Origin of the sequence: Klebsiella variicola (assembly GCF_000828055.2) — a bacterium.
Lineage (GTDB): Bacteria > Pseudomonadota > Gammaproteobacteria > Enterobacterales > Enterobacteriaceae > Klebsiella > Klebsiella variicola.
Map to the genome: position 1 here is coordinate 3,135,615 of NZ_CP010523.2, position 26,983 is coordinate 3,162,597.

The window sequence follows — 26,983 nt, forward strand, 5'->3', positions numbered from 1 at the left end:
TAATACTCAGGTCTGTTCAATATCACTTCCACAGTGTTTACATTTAATGGCCTCTTTGCGGATAGGCTCGGCGCAGAAAGGACATTTTTTATACTCACCAGACTCACCATTAAGCACTGCTCGGCGTTCAGATGTAGACGATGATAAGACAATAAGAAGACCAAGAATCGGCGCAATAAATGCAGTAAAACCAGCGATAACGCCGTTTCCATTTGTGATATTTGATGCTAAAACGACCAAGCCGAAGCCTATAGCACACATACCAATAAGATAAAGGAACGCAATACCTAACCCATTTCGTTTTGCAGCAATAACTGCTACAACAATAACTGCTAGCCCAAAAAGCATAAAACCTAAAAGCGGTTCCACATCCCCATCCCCATCCCCATCATTAACATTTTGCTCACAGGTTAGCAACAGGAATAGATGGAGACAATGAAATGACTACTTCAATTTTTGCCTGTTCTTTTCTGCTCTTCGGCCCACTCAGCCCTCCAGGCATCATCGAGAGCCAGTATCGCCGCGTCAAACTCAATGCGGTCGATCAGGATGGTGCGCGATGCCAGGTAAAGCTCAATATCGTTTCAGGGATAGAGGGAGCGGCACTCCGGCCATGCCGGCATACTTTCTGCCGCGCGATATCATGGCGTAAGCGTTGAAGGATCTCCCCAGTGACTGCATCGATTTCGGGCTCTTGGAATGGGCGGGAGATTTTAGTTTTCTCCCTGCGCCACTTTGCTTTGTCACCCTGTTCGCCGGCGAATTCCTTTAGCCACTTTTTGGGCCTCTATGGCTTTTTTTACGGTTTCCTGAGTCTGCTGCTCCTTACCCTGAGCAATATTCGCCGCCTCAGCCAGAATAAGCCAGTACAGAGAGGGGTTTTTGCTTCAGTAACGCAACACCACGCTCCGGTGTATACGCTACGGCCGTCTCCGTACCATCCACCAGCTCCCCCACGCCTTCCCAGTCTTTCAGAAGAAAGCGCGCGCAATTGTCGATGAGAAGATCATCAACCGAGTCAATCTCGCCCACACTGGCGAGATCGAAAGCATCCGTACCGACCTGGTAGCTCGCGTCCATTTTTGTCGATATGGCGCCGCACCAGCGCATTGCGTGAAGCGGTATTGTGGATTCTCGCTTACTGGCCACCAGCAGACGGAGTTTAAATAGCGCCTTCGTCTTCCGGCGTGAAATTTCTTTTTACTTCCTGCTGGCTTTTTGTAAGGGAAAAACCAGCGTTCTCCGTTCAAATCAATTTGAGAAGAAATAATCAGCATAAAGACTCCCAAAAAAGCCCGATCCGCGATGAATGCAGAACGGGCCAGGTAAATTAAGGCACGGTAACGGTGATTTCAGACGTTGCGGTAAAGGTGCGGGCCTTACCGGTGATGATTGCAGTACCGGCTTGCGTTACGTGTGACTTTCGCTGTTTTCTGCCCGGTAGAAACCACGCTGGCGATAGTCGGATCCGATGTCGTCCACTGGACGGCATCAGTTGAATCAACTGGCGTAAGCGTGGCGGTTTAACGTCACAGTAGATCCCACTGCTCCAGTTGAAGTGGCTGGCGCAACACTGATTGCCGTCGCCGGCACTTTGGGAACGCGGGTGATAGTTGGCGGAGTATTGGCCGCGGTGATATCCAGCTGAACCTGAACAATGTCAGTGCTCCCCGCATCCGGCCAGTCGCCAGAGATCTGCACTTCCGGGAAATCGAAGGTATAGGCGCCTTCAGCATTCTCCAGGGTGAAGCTAAACGGCACCGTTTCGCCGGTGAACGTTTTTTTGTAAACCTCCCAGGCTGCCTTTGACCATGACAGCGTGATTTGACCTGACGGGGTAAAGGTTGTCGGAATGTTGGCGCCGGCGAACGCCGAACCGGTACCGATGCAGCGCTGAGTCTGCATATTGTTGTTGAACTGAATGTTAAAGGTGTCGACGCAGAAGCCTGTCCCGCCATCAACACCATTCAGCCGGATGTTCGTGACCTCCTTGAAGGAGTAACGCAGCGCCCCCGCTAAATCCACTGGCGTGGTGAAATAGCTGGTATCGTCCCCCTTCGTCTCCCAGTCCAGCCCTGCAAATGTAATGGTTGCAGTGATATCACCATCGGCCGGGATTTCCATCTGGAAGGTGCCAACCTGACAACCGCGGGCAATCTGGGCGATCCCCACATCACTGGCAAAAGTCGCCACGGAGAACGTAATGCGACCATTACCCATCGTCAGCACGTTATTTACCCATTCGGAACCGAAGCAGCTGGCAAGAAAATCATCATGCTGGTTCCAGCGAAACCGCGTGCCGACATCGCCGCCGACATCCACTGTGCCGCGTGAAACACCCTGCGCCATGCGGTCACCAGCGATTTCGTCATTATCATTGGTGTTCTGCGTTGGTTTCAGACCAAATGAAGAACGACGCAGCAGGTTCCACGCCCCTGCTGTAGGCGTGATTCCTGGTGTTGTCTCGCGAATAAACGCGGCTACTACTTTTGCACCTGAGCTCACAGGAGCCTCCTGTTTTTTGTGCGCTACAGAGCGCGATAAGGAATTTGAAGATTGAGCTGTAACCAGCCATCGGTCTCACCCGCCGGCACAGCAGAAACAGCGAAATAACTCAGCTTTCCGTCGTCCTTAAACTCGAATAGCTCCGTTAGCTGGTCGGCCGTTCGGGAGATAAGCAACGTCCCGGATCCGACCGGAACAAACAGCTGAATGATGAGTAAGCCCGTCCTGTGGACGACTGGCCCATCCCCGATCTCGGTTGCGCCAGCCTGTCCTGCAATGTTGGTGAGGCGGGCCCAGATATCGCGGTTGCTGGGGTCAAATACAGGACCATTGGGATAATCCACCGCATCAGAGGCAATAGCGGTCTGTGCCGCCATTCGGGAAATGACAGCGTTTCTGATTTCTGTAAGGGTCATTTGTAGGCCTGAATCACACCATTAAACGAGACGGCATAGACGCCTGTCGGCGCTTGCGTTGAGTGGCCATTCTCCAGAGGCACGGAGTAAGGCAGGTTCGACTGGATGTAAATCACCGAGTAGGCTGGCGCCTGGTCAATAATATTTTTGCCATTAAGAAACGTCATTGTCCCACGCGGATCCGGCTCGGTCGGGACGGAGTGATCGGGTTCGCCGATGCTGACAAAATGCGATGCCCTGAAGGTTCCTGCGCGATACTCAGCCGGCCGCCTGATATCCATGCTGTCATTAACACGGACTTTCTTTCTGAGACGGCCTGTCTTTGTCAGGTTGGCAGGATCGGCATAAAGAGATTCGTTCCATTCCCCAACAGCTTTGTTGTATTGAACCGCGGTCGCGTTGATGGCCCACAGCTCCGGGTTTCCTACCGGCGACCGCTGAACGATTTCATTCAGCAGCTGAATGGCGATTGTCCGCTGGCGTAGTTTGACATCTTCGGCCACCAGCCCGGCGAATGCCGCCGGGTCAATGTTCCAGCCCTTAGCCATATCACGCCCTCCGCAGTTGAATGGAGTACGCAGCGCCAGCAGAGTCGGCAGAAGCGGTGATGACCTCGTAGCGCTGAAGCTCACCCGTAATCGGATCCGGTGCGGTGATGATATGCCCGACGGCCGGCTTATCAGTCACCTCGTTAACCAGGGCGGTTAGCTTCACATCACCATGCAGAATGTTAACGCCATCGATACGGCGCAGTTTATAGCGCGCCAGCACTCCACGCCCCGAGTAAGTCACCTGTGTTTCAGTGCCGGTTTCCGTTACCGGGTCCCATGCACCCCGAACGGTGTATGACCCAGTGAAATCCTTAACGGCATCCTGCAGGTCTGTATCGAAGGCTGCGGCGACTTCAGTTTGGAGTTCGTCACGAATGCCCATTGCACCCACCAATAGGCTGCTGAGGTTTAACGATCACTGTACCGTGGAGTTTGCGGGTATAAATTTCGCCGTTGCGCTTAACCCGCAGCGGGAGCGGAGCAAACTCAACAACGCCCTTTGCCGGGTTTGCATAAACGACATGTCTGATCGGGTTTCCATTCACAAACACATCGCGAGGACCGAGCCCGTCACCGGCATAATGCACATCCGGATTTTGCATGTTACCCCCTTACCGCCGCTCAATATGAGCATGAATAAAGTCAGTTTTAAGCGACTCCATAGCACCAACCATCACATAGGGGCGCCCACCGTTATGCCAGCAATCAATCGCGTTACCCTCATCATCAAGCAGTATCACTGCGACGCTGTGGCAGCCGCCGTTTTTGGCTCGCTCCAGAGCCTGTTTCAGCAGGCGAATAACCTGGTCGTTATCAATGTTGTGATGGCTGGGCTTTTGGAATGGGACCACCTTCAAATCGGACATATCACGCCCTCACAAAGAACGTCTGGAAAGGGTTAATCATCCGCGGTTTGAGCATATCCAGCGCCAGTTGCAAATCAGGATCGAGTAATTCAGTGCTGGTGGTTGAAAGCTCGGCAAAAGTGCGGGAAACCTTCACATCGTCGGCCTCAACGCTTTTGCTCGTCACCACGCCGGAATCTGTTTTTTGCTGATACAGATTGCCTGCAGCGGCTACGGAAGCGATAAACGCTCCGGCCTGCTTAACTTCTTCGGGGATATCCTCCGGCTCGATATCCTGAAGGTTCAGCGCCGTCATCCAGGTATTTGCCTGTAGCACGGCTTTACCCTTTTTGTCGGCGGCAGCCCAGGTATCCCCCAGCAACTCGTCAACATCCTGGATTGTTATATAAACGGTCATCGGATCCTCACCAAAAGAAACGGGGCTTTCGCCCCGTCAGTTAACCACCCGCTGGAGCAGTGAACGCGATCGCTTCAGTTGTTTTCACCACGTCGTCAACGGTAGCCGTCACCGTGAAGGAGCCAGCCGTATCAGAGGTGAGTTTCACGGTCGAGCCACCAGCAGACCCTGTCTGTGACGTCGAAGCACTTAGCGTGCCGCCAGTAGACGTCCACGCCACAGCTGCCCCGGAGACTCCGGCACCATTTCTGGTGTACTTGAGCGAAACGGTCACCGCGTCGGTACTGTCAGCAGTTGCGGAAGTTTTATCCACTGACAGGGTTACTCCCCCGCAGGGGCTTCCAGCTTAATCAGTACGCCTGCAGTGGATTTGTTACTGGTGAAATGTTTCTTCCAGTTCGCGCCAGTGCCGATTTTGGTCAGGTCAGGGTTAGCGCCCTTCGTCTCATCCCAGCTGTAACCCAGCAGTTCAACGTTAACCGTACCCTCTGCGCGATAACCCACTGCGAGGTTTTCCTGGTTGTTGATGTCGTAAGAACGGAAGCCCGGAGCCTGTGATTCCGTTACAGATACCGCACCAGCCACCAGACCAAGAATCGCGTCAACCGGCATGGTGTCAGTTACCAGCACCGGTTTACCCAGCGTACCTGGCTGTCCGCCATAAACAACCACGCCAGCTTCTTCGTAAATTTTGTTATCGATAGCCTGATCAACAATGTCGAAATAGGTCGTGGAATGCATAACGAACAGCGCAACACGGTTAAATTTATCGCCGTATTTACGCAGGCCACGGGTCAGCGTTTTCTTACCATCAGTGGCAATATCCGCTGATACAGTCATGTCAGCATTTGCGCCAATAGCTGCAACAAGGCCCTGTAGGGCATACTTGATATACCCTTCAAGCGTTGCATCAGCGACGTCGACGCCGATCACCTCGGAGAATTCGCTAACGTCGCGACCCCGACGTTTAAACGCCTCCTCCGTGGTTTCATACGGGCCGTATTTCCACGGCGCCTTGACGCTGACAGATTCGCCAGCACCGATTTTTTTACCCGTTACCGGGTCGGTAGAGTTAACGTCGCGTGATTCGATAGAGCCACCAACTTTATAGAAGGTGCGCTTGCGAAAATCACCCTCGATCAGTTCGTTGTCGAGAATGATTGCGCCGTTTGAAGCGGCGTTGAAGACTTCCAGATTATCCTGGCGACGTTCAAGAAACGCAGTCTGCGCGAGGTCATCATAGATAATCAGGTCGTTGTTTACGGTCGTAGACATTGATTAGTCCTTACTTAGGCAATTTGAGATAGGCCTGCTGGCCATGTTTGCGGATGTAGTCCGCTTTGTCGCTTGAGCTCATTTCTGAACGTTTCAGACTACCGCCACCGCCACCGGGTTTATGACCACCAGCCCCAGAGCCTTCGGCGCGCGGGAACAGGTGCGGGGCCGTCTCTTTCAGAGATTGAGCCCACTCAACCGGGGTGAGCGGAGTTTTTCCGTCTTTACCGAACAGAACATCGCCATTTGCATCAACTGCTACGGCCTCGCCTTCGTCGTTGAGCTGGAATGTGCCTTTAGCACGAAGAATCAGATCGTCGGATGCTTCTGGCAGCGCGCCAGCCTTAAGCGCTGCGCTGCGGATAGCATCACCCAGGACACGATCACGGAATTTGTTGGAGAACGCTTCCGCCTTTTCAGCGCGTTCATTAGCGGCTTTGATTTGCTTATCAACATCAGCACGTAGCCGCTCAGTGCGTTTATCCAGTACCTCGTCAATTTTCCCGGCGGCGATCAGTTGCGCCTCTTCATCATCAGAGAAACGCTGGAGAATAGTTTTCACCGCGTCAGGATCGATACCTTCAAAACGCTTAAGCGACTCAGTGGACTCTTTGAGCTTACCGAGTAACTCACTATTTTTATTTTTCAGGCCTGAAACCTGAGCACTGACCTGCTCATCGATCAGCTTTTGGATTTCCGGCGTAATCTCGGGCGCACCACTACCGGATCCACCGCCATCACCACCTTCACCACCAGCTGCCGAATAATATTTAATGAGCATGTTACGAATAAGCATGTTGTCCCCTTGGGATAGTTACTGTGGGCCTGGCCCAATAAAAAAGGCCGCCCGAAGGCAGCCTGATTGAATAAGATATGTTGGTTAAAGCCTGGCGTTTCTGAATGCCTGATCATCCTTTGAGCGCAACTGGTCCAGCGTCAGCCACTCGCCTCTGTCGTTGTAGAACTCATCGGGAGACATGCCGCCATCACGAATCAGCCTGGCGCGCGTTTCTCCGACAATCTCAGCTTGTCGCGTGAACGACTGCCGGGAGAACCAGTCCTGGTAATTCGTATCAGCCGGAACCTGTCCATCCATGCTGGCGCGCGAGCTATCCTTGATTTCGCCGACTTTGATACCCAACTCCTCGGACGATTTCAGGATGTAAGTTTCAGTGCTCCGACAGCAAAAGTGGATTTTTCCAGGCCCCTGCAAATAAGGCACCTTGTGCCCTATCGGTTTATTATCCAGCGTGTACTTGAGACGGTCGCGGATCCGACAATCCTTTGATGTCCGGTTATCCAAAGTAGATAACCACTGCTTACCCTTCAGAATGTCGTCGTTCGCCGACGCAAAGCTTTGCCTGGCTGTCGATGCAAGATGCCCTACTGCCGTTTTTGCAATGCTGGCTGCATTGGCCCGGCTCATCTGCAGCGCGCCATCCTGGTAACCACGATTAGCATGGCCACGGACCTTTTTTGCGATTTGCTCCTGCGTATCGCCCAGCAGGAATCCCTGCCGCACCGTATTGGATATGCGCGCCATCCGATCAGCTTCGAGGTTGCTGGCCCATTCACTCAGCAAACGTCCCTGGAATGGACGCCCCATCGCCGCGGCATAAACCGCATCCGGGGAGATGCCCACCAGCGGATGAAGAGCAAGAACATCGTCGGGAATAGCAAACTGGAAGAGGCTCATCTGAAAAGTGGCTTCGTGCTTCGCCAGTTCCTGCAACTCGGCAGTAAGAGCTGCATACATCGACTGTATCGCATCCTTGTTTATTGCCCTGACGCTTACCAGTAACGCTTCCAGCCTAGAAAGGGTAAAGCTCTCGGCGTCCAGCGTATCAATAGCCACCAGCAACCTTGCGGTAAGTTCGGCGTCGCTGTCATTCAGGACTTTTATCATCCTGTTGGCAACGCCGGTACTGTAGCGACTCACCCATATAGCGTGGGCTATGGATTCATCCTGCAGTTTGTCATTCGCCGTTGCCATTATTGCCACCAATCAGGTTAGGCGCGCCGTTACGAATAGCGTCAATGACAGTTTCAGGGTCATCAGCGGGATCTATCAGGTCAAGCCTCTGCAGAGCTCTGACCATATCCGTGTCGCGAATCGCACCGTACTGCCAGGCATTGACGATTGCCGTTACCATGCCGGATTCTGCGACTTTGGCGATAAACTCCTGATTGATGCTGTAACGGTATTCCTCGCCTTTTATGCCGAGATATCTGGCGCACCAGCCGAGCGCCAGCGTATAGGCCTCCGAGACATTGGAAACGCAAATGCCGAGCACCGATGTGGATGCGGTTTGCTCGCCGCTGGATTGCGTGGCGGTTTTAACCGCGCCGTTCTGCTCGATAAGCCGGGCGCCAAGCTGAACAGAATAATCACGCTTACTGTCCATCGCCTCTTTAGCCAGGGTGTTTGGTTGCGCCTGAGCATAGGTAAAACTCCCCTCCTTCGGTAGCAGGAATGGAGAACGAGAACCGACACGAATTCCCTTATCCTGCAGCCAGTCACGCCAGGCGGTATCAAGCCCGGAAATCACCGGCTGAACCTGACCGCAGAAAAATACGCTGTCTTCGTAATCCGCCGAATTTCGATAATGACCAAGGTTAATTTCAACGAGGGCGGCTAATGGCGACTCGTCGATGCTGGGATCGTTATTTTGTGCACCAACGAAGGTAAAGGGGATCTCATCCCAAAAATCCTCACCTTTAGGCTTCGGGTGATACTCAGAATCGACGGAAAAAGACCCTGCATCGGCCGACTTTCGCCACACCCTGCAGATAAACTTGCCGTCCTCCAGGGCAAGTTCCCGATACTGGATTTCATCCTTGTACGCAAAACCATCTTCCTTTTCCATGCATTCGCGTAAAACCACCAGCACCAGTTGATCGCGTCCATTGATGCGTTTGGTGCGCCAGTTAATGATGCTTTCCGCCTGATAACGAAGGATGATCGCCTCGTCGGTCTCAGCTGCATAATCCGTATAAAGCCCCTCGCGCGCGGCCTCCAGAATATTTTCTGTAACCTGCTGGGACTGCTGATAAATGCTGGCACCAGCACCATCGGCGTTATCACGAAGATAATTCAGTTTATCCGGCGCGGTCATGGTCGGGTCTTTTCTGAATGCCAGCCCCAGTAACCCCACCTTTGTATTGCCCGTTATCGCGTAGAAAACGGCGCGCTGAATGTAATCAGCATTGCGCTTTTTATTGCGTGCAGACTTATCGGACGGATCCAGAAAAGGGAGGTATTCATTCCCGGCGGTCTTTACAGCATCAGCCCCTTTGCACACGTCACGAATTTTTTTCCACACGGGCATCGCCGCCCTGACCTCAGGGCGAACATAAGTAATATCGTTATTGGCCATCAGAATGTCGTGTCCAGTGAAATAGAGAATGCAGGTCGAACGATTGGGAATTGCTTCACAATGAAGTAACCGGCGCCATCGTTGGGGTGATCGTTATCGCTCTTTTTATCCGGCTCGCCGTTTTTATCCCACACCTGTTGTTCCAGGCAGTCGGCATAGACCGGGCAACGGGCCACATTCACCTTGTACCGGCGATCGCCATTACCATTGCAGAACATGGCGTTCATGGAGTTGATGCGGTCCTTTACCGGCGGGTTAGCATCATCAACGATGACGTTAAATCCAGCCTGTCGGAGCTGCTCAATATCTGTTTTGCTGGCGTTGTTTGATTTCCTGGAGTCACCAGAGGCATCCGGGTAAATATAAATCTCGCGGACCTTGCGGTAGTCACCGTCGGCATACAGCCAGAAACGTTCCTTGATGATGCGTATCATGTCTGGCGTATCGTAAGCGTTGATAATCTCTGTTACCGCGTGTGGTAAGCCGAGCCGCAATACATGGACGATCCCGGCCATCTTCCCGACGTTGAAATCCATCCCGATATACAGCGCTTCACCTGGCTGCTCTTCCTCACTGGAATTATTCAGCACTCTGTCGAACTGATGATAAATGGTGCCGCTGGTCAGGTTAGTAAACTGGCCGTTCAGATATGCCTTGATCAATTCCGGCGGGTAACTCGCCAGAAGCGAAGGAATATAGTCATCCGGCAGGTTCTTTTCGTTGTCGAATGTCGAAGCCTGTACCAGACCATACATCGACCTCAGTCCAGGCTTTTCCCTCACAGCCTTAACAAACTGGTTATAGACGAACTTAAATCCTTCAGGTGTGGTAGTCACGTCAATGCCATTACGCAGACCATCAACCTTATAACGCATACGCGCGATTATTTTTCGCCACGCCTGACGCGCCTTATCCGCTTTCAGAACGTCGAGTTCATCCACCAGCGCATTGCCTATTTTAAAGCCTACTATCGTGTCGGGCTTTTCCATCGACCGACAAATTGTCGTGCCGCGGTACTGGCGCCCATTGTAGAAATGGACCTCTTTGTTGCTTTCAACGATTTTGACTTTCAGTCCCCAGTCGTGAGCAACTTCTTCCACCGTGGGGTAGAAAATATCGCGGATCTGAGGATAAGTCGGGGCAAAGTAGCCCTGGTTTATTTTGGGGAACTCCCAGAACCCTTTGCATATTCCACCGCAGCCAACCCATGTCTTACCGGATCCAAAACCAGCTACATAGGCTTTGAACTTCTGCTGCATAGCCAGAAAACGAGCCTGGGGAACGTTAAGCGTCGGAGCTATCGCCATCCTCTTCCCTCAATCGCGCATCGACTACGTTGATATTGATCGCAACTGGCGTTGGTTCGTCATCTTCCGGGTCAGCGGCCAGCTCTTTACGGAGCTTGTCGATCTCCAGCTGCCGGCGCTCGATTTCAATCTGCTGTAGACGCTGGGCGAATTCACTATCAGCCAGGCCGAGACGCTTCATTACCGCTTCGAACATTCGTTCGCGGCTGATAGCGGTTATCTCAACGCCGTTCTTTCCGAGCTTCACGCCGGAATAGGCAAGCGCAGCATCTGGCGCCAGCTTGCGCGTATCGGCGAAGAAAGGCTGTCCTATGCCATCGCCGCTGCAGCGAGGACATTTCGGGTTAGGTGCGCTGGTGTGGTCGTAACCGTAGCCGCCATCATCCAAAGGCTCTCGACGTTTTCGCTCAAGTGCCTCGAGGCGTTTCTCTTCGTACTCTACGGCATCGCGCCACTGATACTGATGACCGAAGCCCCAGCAGTAACGGCAGCTCCCGCGGCGATACTGAGAAAGCTGATTGGCATCGAAGGTTGCCAGGCGCCACATCTGCTCAAGCACTTCATCAGCGCTACCGAGCGTGCGCACAATCGACGCTTTCTGCTGCTGCGCAATGGCCTGCGCAACTGAAGTTTTCTGAAGCAGCTGATAACCAATTTGTTCAGCAGTCTTCTTGCTATATCCGGCACGGATGGCGGCCTGTGTGGCGTTGTTGTCCTTCAAGTATTCCGCGACAAATAAGCGTTGTTGAGCAGTAAGACCATCATCGTCCACCAGCTCTTCTGCGCATTTTTCCTTTTGTGCAGTGCGCACTTTTTTCTGCGCACTTTTTTGCGCAGTTTGCGCAGAAGGCTTCTTGATATATCGACGGGCGGTAGCGTAGTTCAGTCCCTGCGCTTTACACCAATCCTTCGGTGATACGCCGGTTGCGGCATGGTCGGACAGGAACCGTTGCTGAAGCTCGCCCCAGTCCGGTTTTGCCATTAGTACCTCTAGTTTTCATTCGATTTAAGAACGATAATGTTGAGAGGTTTTTTTGTTCTCAACGAAAAAGTACTTTTATGCAGGAGATTGATTTATGAGCAAAGAGAGCGGGTTGATGGAGGTTTTCATATCACGGCCTAATTGGCTACCTGAAGAATTAAAAGATGCTTTAGGAAAATTTGACGACACACTCCCAGATTTAATGATGTACGGCAATACAATTGGGATTAGTCAACCATGCTTACAAACACCCTTTGATGATATTGTTGAGCTAATGACTCGATGTGAATGTGTAATTATATTCGCCTTACCCCAGATATACATAACTGCTGGCTCCATTAAAGAAAATAAAGTTAATAACGTTGTTTTACCTACTGAATGGAATCAGATAGAGACAGCCATCGCTCTATCATTAAAAAAGCCAACCCTTGTCTTACTCCACAAAGATGTACAAGCCAGAGGCTTATTAGAACGAGGGGCTGCCAATGTTTTTATTCACACTGTCGACACATCAAAAAACGACTGGATTGATAGTGTCAAACCTATACTGGAGCACTTAAAAGAGAAAGCTTATAGAGCAAAAAAATGAGCTACCGACACTTAATAGTACAACAGGGAACTCGATTTGCTTGTCGAAGACACTGCGTGCGGATGCAGCTCTGCTAACAGGCAGGCATACTATCAATGAAATACTATTTTCCAGCTTAAACTGTTCGAATGCTGCAGGGTTATGGATTCGGCCCTCTTCGGAGAGGATGTTCTGATTTACCCATTCGCCGATTTCGGTAGCAGGGATCAGCCGGGTATACGGCAGCCAGTTTTCGCTAGTGAAGTTGACGGGAGGGAATGGTCGGCGATCTTCAGTTTCTGCCATGCAGAACATTCCTCTGGAATGCTCGACGTTGTCCAACACGTTAGACAGCCTGTCATAATTAGTGGCGAGGATAAGAGGGGAAAGAAGGCTGGTTCGGGCAAAGACTCATCGCGACAGGTATTAGTGGCGAGTATAGAAGAGGAATCGTCCTCTTCTCTTTCTCAAAGGAGGCTACATGCACAAACCACTCATCAAACTCTTTCTGATTAAACTATTGTTTTCTGAGTTTTTTCAGCGATTCACATTGAGCCTAGCTCACTATTATCTGACCGGCTATCCTCTATACTTCTAATCCCCGCCTTATCCAGATTGCACCGACCCAGCGCAGAGTAAAGCTTCGCGTTTAACTCCAGACTAGCCTGCCACGTGAACGGAACCTCCATTCCGGGGATCGGTGTGTCTTCTCTAAGGTCAGCCCTTATCGGGACAACAGCGACTGCCTGATGCAGATAACCTGCTGAACACATACCAGACAAAGCTCGGTCTTTTCATTCTGGGTTAGTGAAGTTCTCAGGAGATTCTGGCCTTAACCGAATACTCATAAGTATATATCAATATAACTCTTTGAATTTAATTATATTTTAAAACAATTGATGATGGGTGTTATTTACACATGCCAAATAGTGGCTCGGTCTTAATTATTTGCATAATCTCTTCATGAGCTTCATGATTGCTAATCTCCGAATCCCTATATCTTTTATATATATCTGAAATATTGTTAAGGATTCGTGATGCATGACCTCTAGTCCTTACATCATGCATCATAAGGGTAGAAACATATAGGTTTTGGTGCTCATCGAAAACATTCTTTGCCCTAGCCATATGAGAGTCGTTTTCCTTAACCTTCATATATTGTGGCGCGAAAATAAGTGAGTTGTGATACCTAAAAGCTGCAACCCTAAAGTTCTTTAACTCCTTCGCCTCTTCCTGCTTACGCCAGACATTGATAGCCAGAAAACCAACAATAGCAGCCGTTAAAGTAGCCATTGCTGACACCCAAGCTCCAATCATCGACCAAAAACCCCATTCAGCTGCATCCCGTTCCGCTATCAATGATTCATATGAAATGTATTCTGCGTTCATGATCACCCCATGCAATTTAGGATGATTGTATCGAAAAACATTATCGAAGCCACTCAATGAATGGATCCTGTAACGCTTTGCCACTATCCGAAGTGGCCACGCTCATGCCCTTGAGTTGCTGTCGCATCATCGCCGCTTATAACCGGTGCGCGTTTGGCGCTCGCGCCGCTTTACCGGAGCTTGTTTTGATATAAGAACCTTGACCCGTCACTACACAGGCTCGCTCTATGGCGACTCAGGCCAGCATCATGACTGCTGCATTGCCTTTCGGCTACGGTTTATCCGCTTATTGCTTCATTGCTTTATCCTCGGATGGGGTTAGTTGGTGATTTATCCCTTAGTGGGATTAACAGTCAGAATCTGTCCGGGCAACTGCGCGGCATGCCCACATACAGGCTTCCTGCATTTTGGTGCGGGCGATTGCCAGGCTACGCATAGCTTCATCAATCTCCCGAGCCTGCTCAGCGCTTAACATTGCTGGGCCATTACGGACAGCCAACAATTCACCTCGCTCGGTATCAAGCAAACTACAGAAGTGGCGGCTGACGCCTTTAAGGCGGTTCATTCGCTCAATGTCGCCAGCGGTTAATGTGCGGTAGCCCTTTACTGTGCTGCCGTCCTGCGGTTTTGCTTCACTCATTTCATACCCTTTTCGGTTGTACCTGGTTTGCTTTTACTAGCTCGTAGGTGGATATTGTTGGGAAGGAAAGCATGGAGATAACCAAATGAAACAGATACTATTTACATGGTTTGCTTTTACAAATACCTATGCCTGCATTACCGCCAGCATTAATGTGAACAACTCGCTAATGCTTAATTCAGCTGTGCCGTGGATTGTTGGGGTTTCTCTTGGAGTAATCACCAATTACTTATTGGCTAAAACACTGAAGGAAAGCGGATTTCTGTAGCCCTGCAGGTTGCTGGCCAGGTTACTTCTTAACGCTGTCAGGCATGGCTAACCAGTTCAACCAAGTCTTTGAAGTCCTGGCACATATCCAGTCGATGACCATGATCGTCGACAAAGTTGTAGCTGTTGAATAGTTTTACGATCTCCTCGGGACTCTTCCCACTCAAAAGAGGAAACCGTTTTGAATCGTCAACCTGTTTCATCTTCAAATCTCCATTCAGTTGGTTACGACCACGCCACTTCAACTCTGGAAATTGCATTCCATAGCGGTGGCATTTATCAATACGCAAGGGTTCCATCTACCGTATACACAGCACTAATGAATGCGTCGTCAAAAGGCCAGTATTTTGATGCCCACATCAAAAAAGCTGGCTACCCTTACCGCAAAGTTGGGTGAGTAATCTAAGCGAGGCTTGGCCTCGCTTTTTTATCTGAGGCATTGCGTATGAATATAGTCCTGCAGGGCTCTCAGGGCTGTTTGGTCGCTGATGATTCCGGACCGGATACCGAGAACGTTTCGTCCAGCAACTGCAGAGAGTTCGACGGTGGCATCATCGCCCATGCTGGCGGCGCCGGCGGTTTGGGTTGGGGCTGACACTGGACACTTGCCTTTGACGAGCACCCGACCACCATTATCAAGCTTACGCTGCAGAGCATCATTTTCAGCTTTTGCATCGGCTAATTCCTTCGTGTATTTGGCATCGAGCGCTGCAACATCGCGCTGCCGAGTTGTCATGTCGGTGATGGTCTCGTTCACAAGGTTTAGCGCTTTAACCTTCTCGTCACGCTGCCTTTTGAACTCGGTGGCGTTGTCGTGGTAGTGACTGGTCAGCCAGCCGAGGCTGACTAACAGGCAGATCACAACAGCGCTGATAATGGCGGTTAATCGGCTCATTTCACACCTTCCAGACAGAGCTGTTTCTCTGCTGCGCGACGAGTCACAAGGCCGGGAATAACTTTCCCACCACCGTACGCCCAGCGAGGGAACTGGTTACATGCCTGCGTAACATGACCTTTCACGAGTAGCGCAAACAATGTCGATTTCTGCATATTGGCGCAGCCTGCGTTAAAGGTGATCGACGTTACCGCTGAAAATGTGTTGTCGCTCAGCCGTCGGCCATTGCCATAGGTATTTACGCAACGCTCGGCCTCAAGGATGTTTCTTTCCCAGTCAGCGGCGATCTGCTTGTCAGTTTTGCGCACACCGGGTTTAACTCCGTGTGTGTTTCCGATGCCATCGGTTAGCACAGCTGCCGGGCAGACATAGGGATCACGCCGACAACCTTCAGCGTTGCCAATCAGATCGAGCCCACGCTCGTTGGTACGCACGTGACCAGCATTAAGCACTATTGCGATAATCGCTGCCACAGAACAAACCGCGCCGGTGGTACCGGCTCTTTTAGTCAACTGCGCCATCGTTGTTTATCCTGTTCATTGATTCTGTGATCACTTCAGCAGACGATGGGCGCTCACGAACTGGTTTCTGCTGCACGCCATGGAGATAATCAGCCAGCAACTGCGTTCGCTTACTGTCTTCGTTTCGCTCTTTCCGCGCATCCATTCTCCCCAACACAAACGACGCGAGAGAAATCACCACGCCGATGAAACCAAAGAGGATATAAACCATGTCCTGAGTAGTGATCCCCAGCATTGAGGCAACAGCAGCCAACCACGCAAAGAAATGGGTAACGATATTCTCGTTCTGATTGTTCATTTTCATAGTCTCCACCTCCGGGCTAACGGGGTGCTGTTTGAATTAGGGGGGCAGGCCCATCGGGCTAATTGAACAACGAGACTTATCGATAATGATTCCCGTGGGCCTGAAAAAAGTAAGGCTACGCAAAGCGCAGCCTTCAAACGATGTTTTCCTTTGCTTACTTAAACGCCTTATTCATGGCGTAAAAAAGCCCGCCTGAAGGCGGGCAGAAAGTAGGCATTCTAGGTAGTAACGAATCGAAGGCACTCCTAATAGTCCGAGCTACCGATTTACCAGGAAGCATTCACTTTTGCCGTTACGTTCTATAAACATAGAAGGGCAACCGCAAAAGTAAACCTGCCATAAATCTTAAATATGTTTAGTGGCAATGTGGTGCCGGGTGCCTCCCGATGAGCATGCCCCAGTCGGCATGGCCCGCGCTGCATTTACAGGTTTCTGTAACTGACTGGTCGCCCCTCCGCATAGGGGGATTCACCACATCAATACGTTATGCTGCAAACATAGCCAGCGTCAATACAACGACTGTGAAAGACGCCGATATTACGGCTGCCATCACAGCGAACAGCACTGTCGAACAGCTACCAATCGCAGGCATAAAAAACCCGCATTTTATGCGGGTCTGGCTTTTACAGCCTGGATTATCTGAATGCTGAATTCAGAGAAACCTCAGCATCAGGTTCGTGCGTAATTCTGTTTCTGAGATCCCGGCGAATTATCTCAATTGACCAGAACCACACCAGATGTCCAAATATTTCAGAAACGTTTTCATACCATGGTAGTTCGAACAACGGTGGGGTTAGGCCCATAAGCGGGAACGAAATCATATGGACAAACAGTTGTGCGAGTGCACCTGCAAGCAAACCCTGCCACAGCTTGATTTTTGGAAACACCTCAGCAACTACACAATACCCAACCGCAAACACGATGGAGAATATGATATGCGTTACACCCACCCAGTTAAACACATGTCCGGCGAAGGTATAGACAGCCGCATTTGGATCGGCTAACCCTAACCAGTCACGCAGAAAAATATAAGGAGGGTTAAGGAAGTTTCTGGAACAATCAATTTGCCCGGCAGTTCGAATTAATGACTCTGGTCCACAGGCACTGGTAAACATGTCGACAGGGCTACGAGGTGGTAATGGTACTTCAGCACCCCATTTAACAAATGCAGAAACCACCCCAGAAATAAGCCCGATAAACAATGCAACGCCATAATGCCGTCTGCGAGGTTCGGTTCGCACAAAAATATCTTTTAACGCCATAAGACCATCACCTATAAAGAATATTTACAGTTTCTTAATATTCCTTAAGATTGGCGCATGGCATTTTGATTCAGATCACACTTTATAGCCGATTTCAGGCATTTGTTTTCAAAAACACAAAACCCTGCAGTAGCAGGGTTTATATGAATGATTCGTTCAGGCGTTTTATTCCACGATTCAAAATATACACGACAACTTCGGACAAAATCAAGTATCGTGCGCTTAAAATGCAAAATAATGGGACCATTTACTCAATCAGCTGTTGCTCGTTGAAATTCTTTATCTGCCTTCTCCTCTTCCTTCCAGCATTGGTCCACCAGCGCATCGCAGAAAGGTTTCCAGTTGCGTGTCCATGTTCTGATGTGCAGGTCTGGGATAAGCGTCAGAATCGCTTTATAAGCAGCAGTAGACGGCATCGTTGAAAAACCATTCCCCGAACAGCGCTCACAGATTTTATATACCGGAGCTCCCTGCTCTTTTGTCGCTTTGCGGTCGAGAACCTGGCCTGTACCACCGCAGCGGCAGCGTGCGTTTATCTTTCCCTTACCGTCACAAGCTTCACATTGAGCGCTTATGCTGGCTGTTACTTCAGTCCACTTATCCCAGTCGGAAGGACGGACAGCACGGGATTTTTTCGCCCAATATGGAGCTTTGCCCCACGGGTTAGAGACTTTGCGTTCCGTAGTGGTTGTTTCAATTTTCCCGGTGCCATTGCATACCCTGCAGGCTCCCGTTGTTTCCGCGGACCGGGAATACTCCGCAAAAGCAAACTTCGCCAAAATCAGGCAGCAGTGCCCCAGCTCTTTACCCGCGGTTTTGCGTACGTTCTTCGGTGCGGTTTCAATCGCATACCGCGCTAGCGCCTGGACGGCCAACTGCTCATCCGCCTTGCTGATGCCAGCCTTTCCGAAGAAAGCGGCCAGGCCGAAGCGCGCACGACTGCTGGTGGTACCGATAGCCGCCATAACATCTGTTCCGGTCAGGCGATTTGGTGTTGTGCTTTTCACGTCGTCGCTGATGTGCATACCCTGAGGGCTGAAATGTTTTAAGGATGCTTCGAGTTTCATGCTTTCAGTAACCCCTCTTGTTTCCATATAGCCAAAGTTCTGAGCACGCCTTCTGCATGCATCAGGCGCAGTTCGTCGCGGGTGTAATCGGTGGTTCTCTTTCTGCCATCAATGAGATCGTGGCAAGCACTGCAGGCAATTGCCCCTTGGGTATCGTCCGGCTTGCATCCAGTTCCGCAGGTTCCCGCCAGACGGTAATGCGCCAGTACGCTGGTTTCCGGATTGCCATTACAGTGCCCGGGAATACGTACTGTGCATTCGCGGCCTCGGGCCGCTTTACGTAGGTTCGCCATACTCACCCCCACATCCTGTTGCGCCAGCGAGAGTCTGGCCGCGGCGGTTTTTTGTCCTCCACCAGCTGCGCGCTGACGGTCCATGTCATAAAGTCAGGGTTTAAGCTTCGTTCGACCTTTACGCCCCGCTGACGATATCTCGCTACCAATTCTTCGGCCTGCTGCGTTGTGCATTCGAGATGGTGAAACCATGAGTATTTCATCGGCATCACCCCGCAAAGCTTAAAAGCTGGTTTGCGGCGTTCTCAGCTTCCTGCAGGCTGTTGAACGAACGAGAGAGGATCCACCGCCAGAGAACATCGAGCGATGCTTTGTACAGTTCCTGGAATTCGCATTCGTCCATGCTGGCGAAAGAAATGCTGCGAGGGTGTTTTTTCAGTGTGCCATCCGGCAGCTGAATGGCGTCATAGTGGCCGGCTTCAACGATGACCCACGCCCGGTAAGCATCGAAAGATTTGCAAATACTGATATAGCCGGATCGCTTCTCGGCTATTCGGTCGAGATATTGCCCGGCGGCATCAAGTAACGCCGATTCACTCCCGCCATATGCAGCAAGGTATTTGGCGTAACCTGTGATAAGCCTGCGCTCGTTAGACGAGATCGCCCCGCCGGTAGGTTCCCAATATTCAAAGCCGAGATTGAGTAAAGCAAAATAGCGGCGGTGAAACGCCGGATTGCGGACAAGCTTAAAGTCGGCCTCCAGAACGGAACCGAGCTTGCATTTTGATTGCAAGAAATCGCTGGTCTCCTGCGTGGCAGGGATCAGTAAACCTTGTGACTGCTTTATTAAGTGCAATTGCGCCATGGTTTCTCTCCGTGGCGCAGTAGGTCAACGGTTGTTCAGGCCGTTGATTTCATATTATCAGAAGGCGGGATAACCCGGTAGCCGAGGCGATGCAGAAAACTGGTCATTGCGTTGAGATTAAATACTCCCTCGTCCTCAAGCAGTGGTCGCATAGAAGTAACACCATTTGCCGTGTATACCAGAACCCGGCCTGCTGTCCTGATGCTGCCAACAACTTCACCTGTAGAACGTTTAACCAGATCGTAGTACTCATTACTCTCATTGCGCATCCCTACCTCCCGGAAGCAAAACCATATACTGTGTTTTTATACAGTATAAATTAATGTTAAATCACTTACATGTGAAAATTTCACGGTAGCGGAAGATATGATGGCAGATGAAGATCGTCCTACAAGCCCCTATTTTCAAAGGAGATAATCAAAATCGAAACTTTGGTGCTTTTGTTTATTTTTACCGGTTGACGGAGGTAAAAGCTTTGCACGTTGGCCAAAAGCATATTTTGTGTGTTGTACAAGTCCCTATTTGATCAATGCAGTGATGAAATAGCAAAATATGATATTTAGTTAAAGTAACCGAAGGTTTTGCAGCATTAAAATCCAAATTATTTGGAAATATCCATATGACATATTGCACCGTCCTTCTGACAAAAGATGGGTAATGGTTAATAACAAGGAACAAGAGTTAATAAACACGGATGCAGGTTTGGTTAATTAGGTGGAACTTCTGGTGTTCTGCCTGCCATCCTCCTGATAGTGTGCGCCAGGACGAAAGCGACTCCTTATCGCAGGCAAGGCGGAAGCGAAGCTTAAGAAATCGTCGTGGTAGTTGTTGTCGCACGCGTTACTTCCAGAAAGCTAAAGTGCTTTATGTAGAGCGCAGAAGTCACCGGAGTTGTTCAAGCTCCGATGACATGGTTATGGCTGGTTGATAACGTAAAATCAATTTAATGGCTTCGGTTTATAAAGCTTGATCGCTTCCTCAAGTGATTCCTGTTTTATCTCGCTCTGGTGGGCAACCAGATAGTTTTCTCCTTCGTACGGATACACTGTTAAAGAATATTTTTCATTCTCTAAAACTATGGACCGTATTTCAGGAGGGATTCTTCCAACATATGGCTGGCAAGTAACGTAAGAATCGAATTCGCCGCGAAAAACTAAAATTTGTCGCTCCATTACTCTCCTTATTTTTTATTCAATTCTACCATTTCGATGTAGCGCGCATCGCTCGCTCGCGGAAGTTGTAAGCTCTGCTCGCGGTAGTAGCTAACTCGCTCCATGAGGTACTCGCGCAAGCGCTGGTACCGCTAGTTCTATCTTGCTGTGTTTTTCCCCCAGAGTCTAGTTCCACTAGTATCCCAGAAATCTGCCTGGCAACCCAACCTTGACACCTCCCGATGACCACCACAAACAGCCTTGGCAAAAACACTAGTGTCCTTTTTATGGCACAACCTAATCACGCCCCAGGACCGTGATAACCGTAGTTCCAGTGCAAGTTTGGCGGTGGCAGTTATTCCCTTTCTGACCATCGCCCTTTTTACAGCAGGACGACATTGCGATGACTTCATGCTGTAAATCCTGTGACACCCAGCCAAGGACGGCACTTTCCATCGTCCCTGTTTCGCCCGGTTCGTCAGGGCATTTTTTTGCCTGGTGACTGAGTGCTACCATAACGGTATACTGCCATAAAAAACATATGGGATTATCATGTTAGAATCACTTAAAGAATTCACGACATCGACATTCAACACAGCAATGAATCGCGTTAAAAACCCTGCATTCGGTGCCTTCGCAATTTCATGGTGCGCATTTAACTGGAAGCAAATACTTTATTTGTTTTTTGCTGATAATGGGATTTACTACAAAATAGAATACATTTCACAAAATAGCAACTGGTGGAACGTAATTGTATTCCCTGCATTGTCGTCACTTATTTTATGCTTTGCACTCCCGTGGATTAATAATGCTATAACAAAATTGCAAAGCAAACCTCTTGATAATGCAGATTCAATCGATAACTTCAAACAGGCTAGAATGATTCAACGCGCTACAAGATTACAGCGATTGAAAGCCAAGCATGACGTGACCTATGAAAAAGTTAAAACTGGTGACGAGAAAAAAATTCAAAAAATGAAAGAAGAAATTACAGAATCACAATCAAGAATGGGAGAAATAACAAAGGAGAGAGATGAACTTTCCCTACATCTTTCACAAGAAAAAGCTAAACTCAATCATGCTCTGGGGGAAAATAGCGCATACCAGGAAAGATATAAATCAATGGAAAATGAACTCAATAAGGTTAATGATGAAAACCGCGAATTAGAATCACTCCTTGATTATAATATGCAATTTACACTTGGTAGTTCAACAGTCCCTGATGCAGTCAAAGCGCACCTAATAGAGGTTCATAATAGGGCTATAGAATTAGGGTTAATCGGGACAAGAAAAAAATAAAAAATAAATCCCGCCCACGGGTCATACTAGCTGCTCACGTTGGGCGGTTTTCCTCCGTCATTGAGTTTTCCAGTAGGTTTCCATCCCCTGCGCCTTCTCAAGCGCCTCTACCAGCTCTATGGTCTCCGCTGGGGAAAGATGCTCACCACATTCAGCGTTTTTTGGCTGTCTGCGCCAGTTCGGTGATTTCAATCATGGCTGGCCTCCTCGTGCAGCTGCGCGGCAATGCACGAAAAAAATGACTCCCACGTATGACTGTTAAGAGCTGATGCAAATGCCGCGTTAAGAATTGCAGCATCACAGCCGTCATCGGTATAGAGCGCGATTTTTTTCTTCAGACGCGCTTTGGCTTCCTGCAGTTGCATACCCCGGCAGGCGCGCGGGATATACTCAGCAATTTGAGCGATACATTTTTCGTTCTGTTTAAACATGCTTCACCCCGATAGGCTTGATGGTGTCCAGCAGCAGCCGGCGGCGCGTATTTTCTGCAAAGTGACGGCGCCCGGTTTCTTTGTGGTAAAACTCGTTTTTGCCAACGACCCACATCCGCTCTGTCTGGTGAAGTTTTTTTACCTGCGGACCGTCTTTTGTGATCACGGTGCCGGTATGGGTTTTCACAATTGTCATAAGGCCTCCCGTGATGACGATGCCGGCGTACAGGTAAAAATCATTTCCTGAATATCGAGGAAACGCTGGAATACAGGACAACCAAGCAGGCTGTAATTCATCCCTGACGCTGCCTTTGGCACCATCCCTAACCGTTTCATGTCAAAATCGATGACGGCGCGCTGATCACGGAACAATCCCAAACGACCATGCCGGACAACCTCGCCGGTCGCTTCTGCTTCGGAAAAATACCGCTGGACAGTAGCGCGGCTCAGACCCAGTTTGTTCATTGCCTCGGCGGTCGTGAGGCGCCCCTGATGCCTGGTGATCCGAATCACTGCGCGGACGTACTCTCTGCGCTCAATTGCTGACAATGCTCTAGCCATACATACCTCACTTAACGACACGCAAATGGCGCACGTTTTTGCGATAGCTGTCCCATTCAAAATTCACCCACATACCGCCGTCCATCTGGAGACGGTCAAGGATCCGCATACCCAGTGTTTCCTTCAGCGATTCATAGTTCAGGTTGGTTAGGATGCCGACAGGTCGCATGGAGGACAGCCGGCGATCGATAACCTGATTCAGGATGACTTTTTCACCGCTGCTTCCGCGCTGAATACCCACCTCATCCAGAATAAGCAGGTCCACATGGCACAAGTCGTCCAGCAAGGACGCCTCTGACTGCCCGCCGTCATAACATTCCCGAACACGCAGCATGAGATCCGGAATGGTTACCACCAGCACAGAGCGGCCACCAGCCAGCAGGTGATTTCCGATTGCTGCCGCCAGATGGTTTTTCCCGGTGCCCGGCGCTCCGCTGAATACGAAACTCGCAAACCCAGAGCCGAAATGCTGCGCATAACTTTTCGCCATCGAGAGCGCCCGACGCTGGCCTTCCGACTCAACCTGATAGTTCGCGAATGTGCAGCCGCGGTGCAGATCCTGAATTCCTGCACGTCCAAAGATGTTCTCTGCACGTGCGCGCTGGTTTTGTTTTTCCAGTCCCTCACAGCGCTTACGGCCTTCTTCGGCTTGCCAGGCACGCCATTCATCAACGCTGCCGAATTTTGGCTGAACACCAGGGGGAATGAGTTTTTTCAGTCGTTCCAGTGCATTCCCGGTACCAATCATGTTTTTCATCGCTACCCCCTGAATCCCGATGGGATGGTTTTGTCAGGTTCCGAAATCTGATTGGGATCTCGTGCGCCTGGCGCCTGCTGAATCGCCCACGGCTCGCTGAAATGCATACCAGGGCCAAAAAACGTTTTCGCCTGTTTCACGTACTGCGTGTTCAGGATTCCCTCGGCTTTAACGAAAGCCGCGTAACGTTCCACGCCGGAGAGGATTTCCGCCGTAGTGGTTCCATCCCTGATTCGGGCATTCCAGGCTTTGAAGGCATCGGATTTGCTGTTACCACCTGCCCGCCGGGGATAAACCGACCAAACCTGCTCGAACTCATTCGGGTATATTTTTTGGGGTTCAGGTATTTCGCGTTCGTCCTGGTTCTGATCGTCTGGAGGTGTGGCGGAGCCATGCCCCGAACTATCTTCTTCCTGATCCTGTTCCTGCTCCTGATCCTGTTCCTGGTTAAGGAACGGTTCGAGAACCCTTTCGGAACCCTTTAGTTTTGCGATACCAATGTGGGATATTGCCGAGGCTAAAACCCGCGCCAGCTCTGGCTTCACCGTAGATTTGTCCGGGACCTGATCAAACAAACGAAGTGCTGCAATTCCCTGGTTTGGGTTTTCAACTGAATTCCAGGTTAGAAAGTTACGAATTAGCACCCATTTCGATGACGAATCACGCGTTGCGAAACCGTTAGCCGATAGCTCATCAAACCCTTTCGAAACCCTTTCAGGAGTCCAGGCTAAGTCTTCCGAAACGTATCCATCAGGCAGCCGGAAACACCCAATCATGTTCGTGTGTTGCCCGGTGAGCAGATACAGTGCCAGCAACCTGGCATCATCCGATACCCGGCGCATTCCATCGCTTATCCAAAATGATGTATGCACCTTGCCGTAATCACGCATAGAGACCCCGTTGTTGCTTAAACTGGTGTGTTTTCATCACCAAGCACCCACAGCAAAGCCGCTGCGTATTCGCCGCTGGCGGTTTGAAGTTGCAGGGTGATTTCCTTACGGGATTTGAGACGCGGCTTTGTGTCGCCGAGGACAGCGCGCTGACGGCGAGCTTTCTCGTGGCCAGTTACACCCTCTGCCGCTGCCTCTAACTGTTTGACCGTTTCCCGTTGCTTTTCCGGTGGCATATCGACCAGCTGACGCGCTTGAGTGACAGTGACTTTTCCAGCCTCAACCGCCGCCTGGACGGCCTGCGTTGCATCCAGTAGAGCCACGGTTGCCTGTACCGTTTTTACGCTGCAGCCAAAAAGCAGGGCAATGTCATTTTCGTCATGACCGTATTCCATTTGCTGAGCCATTTTTTTGGCCCGGCCCAGTGGGGTGTCTGGTTGCGTTATCTCGTTTTCGCTGACCATGTATTTGGCCATTTGAATTGCTGAGCCGCGCTTAGCTATACCTGGTACCGGCCAGGGTTCCAGCCCTGCCCGTTTTCTCCTGGCGTTTGCTTCCTTAGCGTTCTTTACGCGCTGCCGACCTGCCACCACGCAGGTTTTCCCTGTCTCCGGGTCCTTCCACACGATAATCGGTTCGAGTACCCCAAGTTCCATGATGTTGAGGATCACAGCTTCACTAAGCGGTAGGTGTACTCTTTCGTCGTACAGCGGGTGTGTTGTATCGGTAACCAGATGCAAACTTTCCGGTTCGAAAAACAGAACATTGCTTTTGCCGCTGGCGCCGTATGCGTCGATAGAATTTTTAGCCATGGGCGCCCCCGTTATTGAAATTCAGTTGGTTCGTGTTCATAATTTCCCCTGTGAATTGATCCAGTTAATTCGCAACGAAAGCCGTAGGTGTTGCAGCACCGCGGCTTTCACCTTTTTTGATATTCCCCATTACAGAGCTCCCAGCATTGAAGTGACAATGGCCATCAGTGGCGCTGTTAACTCCGGGTCTATGCGGAACATCTCGACTATTCCCTCGCTCAGTTCTTTCAGCTTCTGATGGCGTGGTGCCCCCATAGCAACGGCAACCTTCGCTTCGCTGGTTTCTTTCTCCAGACGAGCCAGTCGGGACATAAAACTCTCTTCGGGCAATAAGCGGTGACGGTACTCCAGCGGAAGAACGGCCATGATTGCCGGAGTAAGAAGACGAACGTACTCGCGATAGCGCTCAGACTCGGCCGGGTTGTCCAGGTAGCGAAAAAGCTTCTGTCGGGCTCGGCTTATGTCTTCAGGAAAGTCGATCTCCTCGCCACCCTGGTTCCGCCACTCATCGATGATATGTGCCGACACAACATCCTGACCTTCAGCCGCTGCCCAGGCGCGAACGGCGGAGCGAATGTTGTCGTGCTCTGCCATTATCGGCTGATTTCGCTTTATCAAAGCGCCAGTCTTGAATCCGGTATTTTGTTGAAAGGACATGATATGCATGGTCAGCCTTCCTGTTTCGGCAGGCCGTCTGTTGGATTTGGATAGAGATCTGGGCGCAATTCGTGGGGAGTTACGCCTGTTATGTTGAAAATAGGGAAGATGTAGCTTGGCGGGACGATCCCATGATTCCGATTCTTCCAGTGACTAACGGACATACTAGTTACACCAAGCGCAATACTTAGTTTCCTAGCTGAACCAGCGGCTTTTATTGCTTTATCTAGTGCGGACATGAGTTTCTCCTGTTTAACAACAAGAGTAAACCACAGATTTATACTCTATGCAAATTCTGGATTTATTGTGTGTATAAACCAAATATTTACAATGATTCTATGAGAAAAGAAGAACCCAACCTCGTTCTGGTAGAACGCCTTACCGAGATCACTGATCGCGGCGTTACCAAGGCAGACATGGCACGAATAGCTGGAGTCACCCCTCAGGCCGTGAACGGCTGGTTCAAGAAAGGCGTGATTAGTAAGAAATCAGCACTAGCAATAGCCGACGCTGTTGGTATTTCTGTCGCCTGGCTACTCGGAGAAGACGTTGGTGAGAAAGACGGACTTAAGCCGGATGAACAGCGTCTACTAGAGCTCTATCGCCAACTGCCAGAAGAAGAACAGCAGAACATATTGCGGATTGTGTCGTTGCGGCTGAAGGAACTCGATGAGCTGTATGCAAAGTATATGGGGCGAAGGATAAAGGGTGATGCAGAGTAGACGGGTTACAAACAGA

The 26,983-nt window shown here is 50.4% G+C and carries 42 protein-coding genes and 2 pseudogenes; 5 read left to right on the forward strand and 39 right to left on the reverse strand.

Annotated features, from left to right (window positions below; translation table 11 throughout):
• Window positions 1-6: 6 nt before the first annotated feature.
• From SP68_RS26525 to SP68_RS14795, 16 genes and pseudogenes are all read right to left on the reverse strand, one after another.
• Complete coding sequence (locus SP68_RS26525; RefSeq protein WP_071786201.1) at window positions 7-369, reverse strand: zinc ribbon domain-containing protein; 363 nt, start codon at window positions 367-369, stop codon at window positions 7-9.
• A 374-nt stretch (window positions 370-743) separates the two neighbouring features.
• Window positions 744-1,277 (reverse strand): annotated as a pseudogene (locus SP68_RS14730) (hypothetical protein).
• 223 nt (window positions 1,278-1,500) lie between these two features.
• Complete coding sequence (locus SP68_RS14735; protein ID WP_065949054.1) at window positions 1,501-2,505, reverse strand: phage tail tube protein; 1,005 nt, start codon at window positions 2,503-2,505, stop codon at window positions 1,501-1,503.
• 23 nt (window positions 2,506-2,528) lie between these two features.
• The gene (locus SP68_RS14740; RefSeq protein WP_004190640.1) at window positions 2,529-2,921 is read right to left on the reverse strand and encodes a phage tail terminator-like protein; all 393 of its coding nucleotides are present in this window, start codon (window positions 2,919-2,921) and stop codon (window positions 2,529-2,531) included.
• Window positions 2,918-3,469 carry a hypothetical protein gene (locus tag SP68_RS14745; RefSeq protein WP_012967909.1) on the reverse strand — a complete coding sequence of 184 codons (552 nt, stop codon included), beginning with the start codon at window positions 3,467-3,469 and terminating at the stop codon, window positions 2,918-2,920. Before SP68_RS14745 ends, SP68_RS14740 begins: the two co-directional genes overlap by 4 nt.
• A gap of 1 nt (window position 3,470) precedes the next feature.
• Window positions 3,471-3,854 (reverse strand): hypothetical protein, encoded by a 384-nt coding sequence (locus tag SP68_RS14750; RefSeq protein WP_032410241.1) that lies wholly within the window; start codon window positions 3,852-3,854, stop codon window positions 3,471-3,473.
• Window positions 3,841-4,074 (reverse strand): hypothetical protein, encoded by a 234-nt coding sequence (locus SP68_RS14755; protein ID WP_040975900.1) that lies wholly within the window; start codon window positions 4,072-4,074, stop codon window positions 3,841-3,843. The genes SP68_RS14750 and SP68_RS14755 overlap by 14 nt, the downstream gene beginning before the upstream one ends.
• A gap of 9 nt (window positions 4,075-4,083) precedes the next feature.
• Window positions 4,084-4,338: a hypothetical protein gene (locus SP68_RS14760; RefSeq protein WP_040975898.1), complete on the reverse strand. Its 255-nt coding sequence runs from the start codon at window positions 4,336-4,338 to the stop codon at window positions 4,084-4,086.
• A gap of 1 nt (window position 4,339) precedes the next feature.
• Window positions 4,340-4,735 carry a hypothetical protein gene (locus SP68_RS14765; RefSeq protein ID WP_040975896.1) on the reverse strand — a complete coding sequence of 132 codons (396 nt, stop codon included), beginning with the start codon at window positions 4,733-4,735 and terminating at the stop codon, window positions 4,340-4,342.
• Window positions 4,736-4,775: 40 nt separating this feature from the next.
• Window positions 4,776-5,048 carry an Ig-like domain-containing protein gene (locus SP68_RS29105; RefSeq protein ID WP_158280597.1) on the reverse strand — a complete coding sequence of 91 codons (273 nt, stop codon included), beginning with the start codon at window positions 5,046-5,048 and terminating at the stop codon, window positions 4,776-4,778.
• 8 nt (window positions 5,049-5,056) lie between these two features.
• Window positions 5,057-6,010, reverse strand: a complete 954-nt coding sequence (locus tag SP68_RS14770; RefSeq protein WP_040975894.1) for a major capsid protein — start codon at window positions 6,008-6,010, stop codon at window positions 5,057-5,059.
• Between the two features lie 10 nt (window positions 6,011-6,020).
• A complete protein-coding gene (locus SP68_RS14775) occupies window positions 6,021-6,806 on the reverse strand; it encodes a hypothetical protein (protein WP_040975892.1) in 786 nt (261 codons plus the stop codon).
• A gap of 84 nt (window positions 6,807-6,890) precedes the next feature.
• Window positions 6,891-8,003 (reverse strand): phage minor head protein, encoded by a 1,113-nt coding sequence (locus tag SP68_RS14780; RefSeq protein WP_040975890.1) that lies wholly within the window; start codon window positions 8,001-8,003, stop codon window positions 6,891-6,893.
• Window positions 7,987-9,387 (reverse strand): DUF4055 domain-containing protein, encoded by a 1,401-nt coding sequence (locus SP68_RS14785; RefSeq protein ID WP_040975888.1) that lies wholly within the window; start codon window positions 9,385-9,387, stop codon window positions 7,987-7,989. The genes SP68_RS14780 and SP68_RS14785 overlap by 17 nt, the downstream gene beginning before the upstream one ends.
• Window positions 9,387-10,694, reverse strand: coding sequence for a terminase large subunit domain-containing protein (locus SP68_RS14790; RefSeq protein WP_040975887.1), 1,308 nt, complete (start codon window positions 10,692-10,694; stop codon window positions 9,387-9,389). Before SP68_RS14790 ends, SP68_RS14785 begins: the two co-directional genes overlap by 1 nt.
• Window positions 10,672-11,676, reverse strand: coding sequence for a terminase small subunit (locus SP68_RS14795; RefSeq protein ID WP_040975885.1), 1,005 nt, complete (start codon window positions 11,674-11,676; stop codon window positions 10,672-10,674). Before SP68_RS14795 ends, SP68_RS14790 begins: the two co-directional genes overlap by 23 nt.
• Window positions 11,677-11,770: 94 nt before the next feature.
• Between SP68_RS14795 and SP68_RS27860 the strand changes: the two genes are divergently transcribed.
• The gene (locus SP68_RS27860) at window positions 11,771-12,265 is read left to right on the forward strand and encodes a hypothetical protein (RefSeq protein ID WP_015958303.1); all 495 of its coding nucleotides are present in this window, start codon (window positions 11,771-11,773) and stop codon (window positions 12,263-12,265) included.
• A gap of 135 nt (window positions 12,266-12,400) precedes the next feature.
• Here SP68_RS27860 and SP68_RS28910 read toward each other — a convergent pair.
• The 4 genes and pseudogenes from SP68_RS28910 to SP68_RS14810 form a co-directional block, all read right to left on the reverse strand.
• Window positions 12,401-12,550: pseudogene (locus SP68_RS28910) on the reverse strand (putative metallopeptidase); the annotation flags it as partial.
• Between the two features lie 239 nt (window positions 12,551-12,789).
• Window positions 12,790-13,017 carry an Rz1-like lysis system protein LysC gene (gene lysC, locus SP68_RS29110; RefSeq protein ID WP_071891573.1) on the reverse strand — a complete coding sequence of 76 codons (228 nt, stop codon included), beginning with the start codon at window positions 13,015-13,017 and terminating at the stop codon, window positions 12,790-12,792.
• A 136-nt stretch (window positions 13,018-13,153) separates the two neighbouring features.
• Window positions 13,154-13,633, reverse strand: a complete 480-nt coding sequence (locus tag SP68_RS14805; protein ID WP_040975882.1) for a hypothetical protein — start codon at window positions 13,631-13,633, stop codon at window positions 13,154-13,156.
• Window positions 13,634-13,979: 346 nt separating this feature from the next.
• Window positions 13,980-14,273, reverse strand: a complete 294-nt coding sequence (locus SP68_RS14810; protein WP_040975880.1) for an Acb2/Tad1 domain-containing protein — start codon at window positions 14,271-14,273, stop codon at window positions 13,980-13,982.
• A gap of 85 nt (window positions 14,274-14,358) precedes the next feature.
• Between SP68_RS14810 and SP68_RS26540 the strand changes: the two genes are divergently transcribed.
• The gene (locus tag SP68_RS26540; protein ID WP_071891575.1) at window positions 14,359-14,541 is read left to right on the forward strand and encodes a hypothetical protein; all 183 of its coding nucleotides are present in this window, start codon (window positions 14,359-14,361) and stop codon (window positions 14,539-14,541) included.
• A 37-nt stretch (window positions 14,542-14,578) separates the two neighbouring features.
• Here SP68_RS26540 and SP68_RS28415 read toward each other — a convergent pair whose 3' ends face one another.
• Window positions 14,579-14,743 carry a hypothetical protein gene (locus SP68_RS28415; RefSeq protein WP_162848989.1) on the reverse strand — a complete coding sequence of 55 codons (165 nt, stop codon included), beginning with the start codon at window positions 14,741-14,743 and terminating at the stop codon, window positions 14,579-14,581.
• Between SP68_RS28415 and SP68_RS26545 the strand changes: the two genes are divergently transcribed.
• Window positions 14,722-14,937: a KTSC domain-containing protein gene (locus SP68_RS26545; RefSeq protein WP_071891615.1), complete on the forward strand. Its 216-nt coding sequence runs from the start codon at window positions 14,722-14,724 to the stop codon at window positions 14,935-14,937. The two genes, SP68_RS28415 and SP68_RS26545, sit on opposite strands and share 22 nt — an antisense overlap.
• Window positions 14,938-14,967: 30 nt before the next feature.
• On the opposite strand, the gene SP68_RS14820 is transcribed toward SP68_RS26545, so the two are convergent.
• The 10 genes from SP68_RS14820 to SP68_RS14845 all read right to left on the reverse strand — a co-directional run bounded on the left by SP68_RS14820 (window position 14,968) and on the right by SP68_RS14845 (window position 20,859).
• Window positions 14,968-15,435, reverse strand: coding sequence for a lysis protein (locus SP68_RS14820; RefSeq protein ID WP_040975876.1), 468 nt, complete (start codon window positions 15,433-15,435; stop codon window positions 14,968-14,970).
• Complete coding sequence (locus tag SP68_RS14825) at window positions 15,432-15,956, reverse strand: lysozyme (protein ID WP_040975874.1); 525 nt, start codon at window positions 15,954-15,956, stop codon at window positions 15,432-15,434. Before SP68_RS14825 ends, SP68_RS14820 begins: the two co-directional genes overlap by 4 nt.
• A complete protein-coding gene (locus tag SP68_RS14830; RefSeq protein ID WP_052470379.1) occupies window positions 15,940-16,260 on the reverse strand; it encodes a hypothetical protein in 321 nt (106 codons plus the stop codon). The genes SP68_RS14825 and SP68_RS14830 overlap by 17 nt, the downstream gene beginning before the upstream one ends.
• 635 nt (window positions 16,261-16,895) lie before the next feature.
• Entirely contained in the window at window positions 16,896-17,522 is a 627-nt protein-coding gene (locus SP68_RS26550; protein WP_071891578.1) for a YagU family protein, read from the reverse strand.
• Between the two features lie 251 nt (window positions 17,523-17,773).
• Complete coding sequence (locus SP68_RS14835) at window positions 17,774-18,589, reverse strand: antitermination protein (RefSeq protein ID WP_032732960.1); 816 nt, start codon at window positions 18,587-18,589, stop codon at window positions 17,774-17,776.
• Entirely contained in the window at window positions 18,586-18,882 is a 297-nt protein-coding gene (locus SP68_RS26555; RefSeq protein ID WP_038421389.1) for a DUF1364 domain-containing protein, read from the reverse strand. The genes SP68_RS14835 and SP68_RS26555 overlap by 4 nt, the downstream gene beginning before the upstream one ends.
• A gap of 2 nt (window positions 18,883-18,884) precedes the next feature.
• Window positions 18,885-19,091 (reverse strand): hypothetical protein, encoded by a 207-nt coding sequence (locus SP68_RS28915; RefSeq protein WP_071891579.1) that lies wholly within the window; start codon window positions 19,089-19,091, stop codon window positions 18,885-18,887.
• Window positions 19,091-19,687 carry a DUF1367 family protein gene (locus tag SP68_RS14840; RefSeq protein ID WP_040975872.1) on the reverse strand — a complete coding sequence of 199 codons (597 nt, stop codon included), beginning with the start codon at window positions 19,685-19,687 and terminating at the stop codon, window positions 19,091-19,093. Before SP68_RS14840 ends, SP68_RS28915 begins: the two co-directional genes overlap by 1 nt.
• A 35-nt stretch (window positions 19,688-19,722) precedes the next feature.
• Window positions 19,723-19,956, reverse strand: coding sequence for a hypothetical protein (locus tag SP68_RS26565; protein WP_071891583.1), 234 nt, complete (start codon window positions 19,954-19,956; stop codon window positions 19,723-19,725).
• Between the two features lie 669 nt (window positions 19,957-20,625).
• Window positions 20,626-20,859: a hypothetical protein gene (locus SP68_RS14845; protein WP_032754145.1), complete on the reverse strand. Its 234-nt coding sequence runs from the start codon at window positions 20,857-20,859 to the stop codon at window positions 20,626-20,628.
• A 531-nt stretch (window positions 20,860-21,390) separates the two neighbouring features.
• On the opposite strand from SP68_RS14845, the gene SP68_RS14850 reads away from it, so the two are divergent.
• Window positions 21,391-22,137 carry a hypothetical protein gene (locus tag SP68_RS14850; protein WP_052470378.1) on the forward strand — a complete coding sequence of 249 codons (747 nt, stop codon included), beginning with the start codon at window positions 21,391-21,393 and terminating at the stop codon, window positions 22,135-22,137.
• 188 nt (window positions 22,138-22,325) lie between these two features.
• Here SP68_RS14850 and SP68_RS14855 read toward each other — a convergent pair whose 3' ends face one another.
• The 8 genes from SP68_RS14855 to SP68_RS26575 form a co-directional block, all read right to left on the reverse strand.
• Window positions 22,326-22,568 (reverse strand): hypothetical protein, encoded by a 243-nt coding sequence (locus SP68_RS14855; protein WP_040975869.1) that lies wholly within the window; start codon window positions 22,566-22,568, stop codon window positions 22,326-22,328.
• Window positions 22,561-22,764, reverse strand: coding sequence for a hypothetical protein (locus SP68_RS14860; RefSeq protein WP_040975867.1), 204 nt, complete (start codon window positions 22,762-22,764; stop codon window positions 22,561-22,563). The genes SP68_RS14855 and SP68_RS14860 overlap by 8 nt, the downstream gene beginning before the upstream one ends.
• Window positions 22,761-23,129 (reverse strand): DUF977 family protein, encoded by a 369-nt coding sequence (locus SP68_RS14865; protein ID WP_040975865.1) that lies wholly within the window; start codon window positions 23,127-23,129, stop codon window positions 22,761-22,763. The genes SP68_RS14860 and SP68_RS14865 overlap by 4 nt, the downstream gene beginning before the upstream one ends.
• Before the next feature lie 7 nt (window positions 23,130-23,136).
• Window positions 23,137-23,886 (reverse strand): ATP-binding protein, encoded by a 750-nt coding sequence (locus SP68_RS14870; protein ID WP_040975863.1) that lies wholly within the window; start codon window positions 23,884-23,886, stop codon window positions 23,137-23,139.
• Window positions 23,887-23,888: 2 nt separating this feature from the next.
• Complete coding sequence (locus SP68_RS14875; protein WP_174545384.1) at window positions 23,889-24,776, reverse strand: hypothetical protein; 888 nt, start codon at window positions 24,774-24,776, stop codon at window positions 23,889-23,891.
• Between the two features lie 17 nt (window positions 24,777-24,793).
• Window positions 24,794-25,588: a ParB/RepB/Spo0J family partition protein gene (locus SP68_RS14880; protein WP_040975861.1), complete on the reverse strand. Its 795-nt coding sequence runs from the start codon at window positions 25,586-25,588 to the stop codon at window positions 24,794-24,796.
• A gap of 129 nt (window positions 25,589-25,717) precedes the next feature.
• On the reverse strand, window positions 25,718-26,254 hold the full coding sequence (locus SP68_RS14885) for a toxin YdaT domain-containing protein (protein WP_040975860.1): 537 nt from the start codon (window positions 26,252-26,254) through the stop codon (window positions 25,718-25,720).
• 2 nt (window positions 26,255-26,256) lie between these two features.
• Window positions 26,257-26,484, reverse strand: coding sequence for a transcriptional regulator (locus SP68_RS26575; RefSeq protein ID WP_071891584.1), 228 nt, complete (start codon window positions 26,482-26,484; stop codon window positions 26,257-26,259).
• 69 nt (window positions 26,485-26,553) lie between these two features.
• Between SP68_RS26575 and SP68_RS14890 the strand changes: the two genes are divergently transcribed.
• Window positions 26,554-26,967 carry a helix-turn-helix domain-containing protein gene (locus SP68_RS14890; protein WP_040975858.1) on the forward strand — a complete coding sequence of 138 codons (414 nt, stop codon included), beginning with the start codon at window positions 26,554-26,556 and terminating at the stop codon, window positions 26,965-26,967.
• Window positions 26,968-26,983 lie beyond the last annotated feature (16 nt).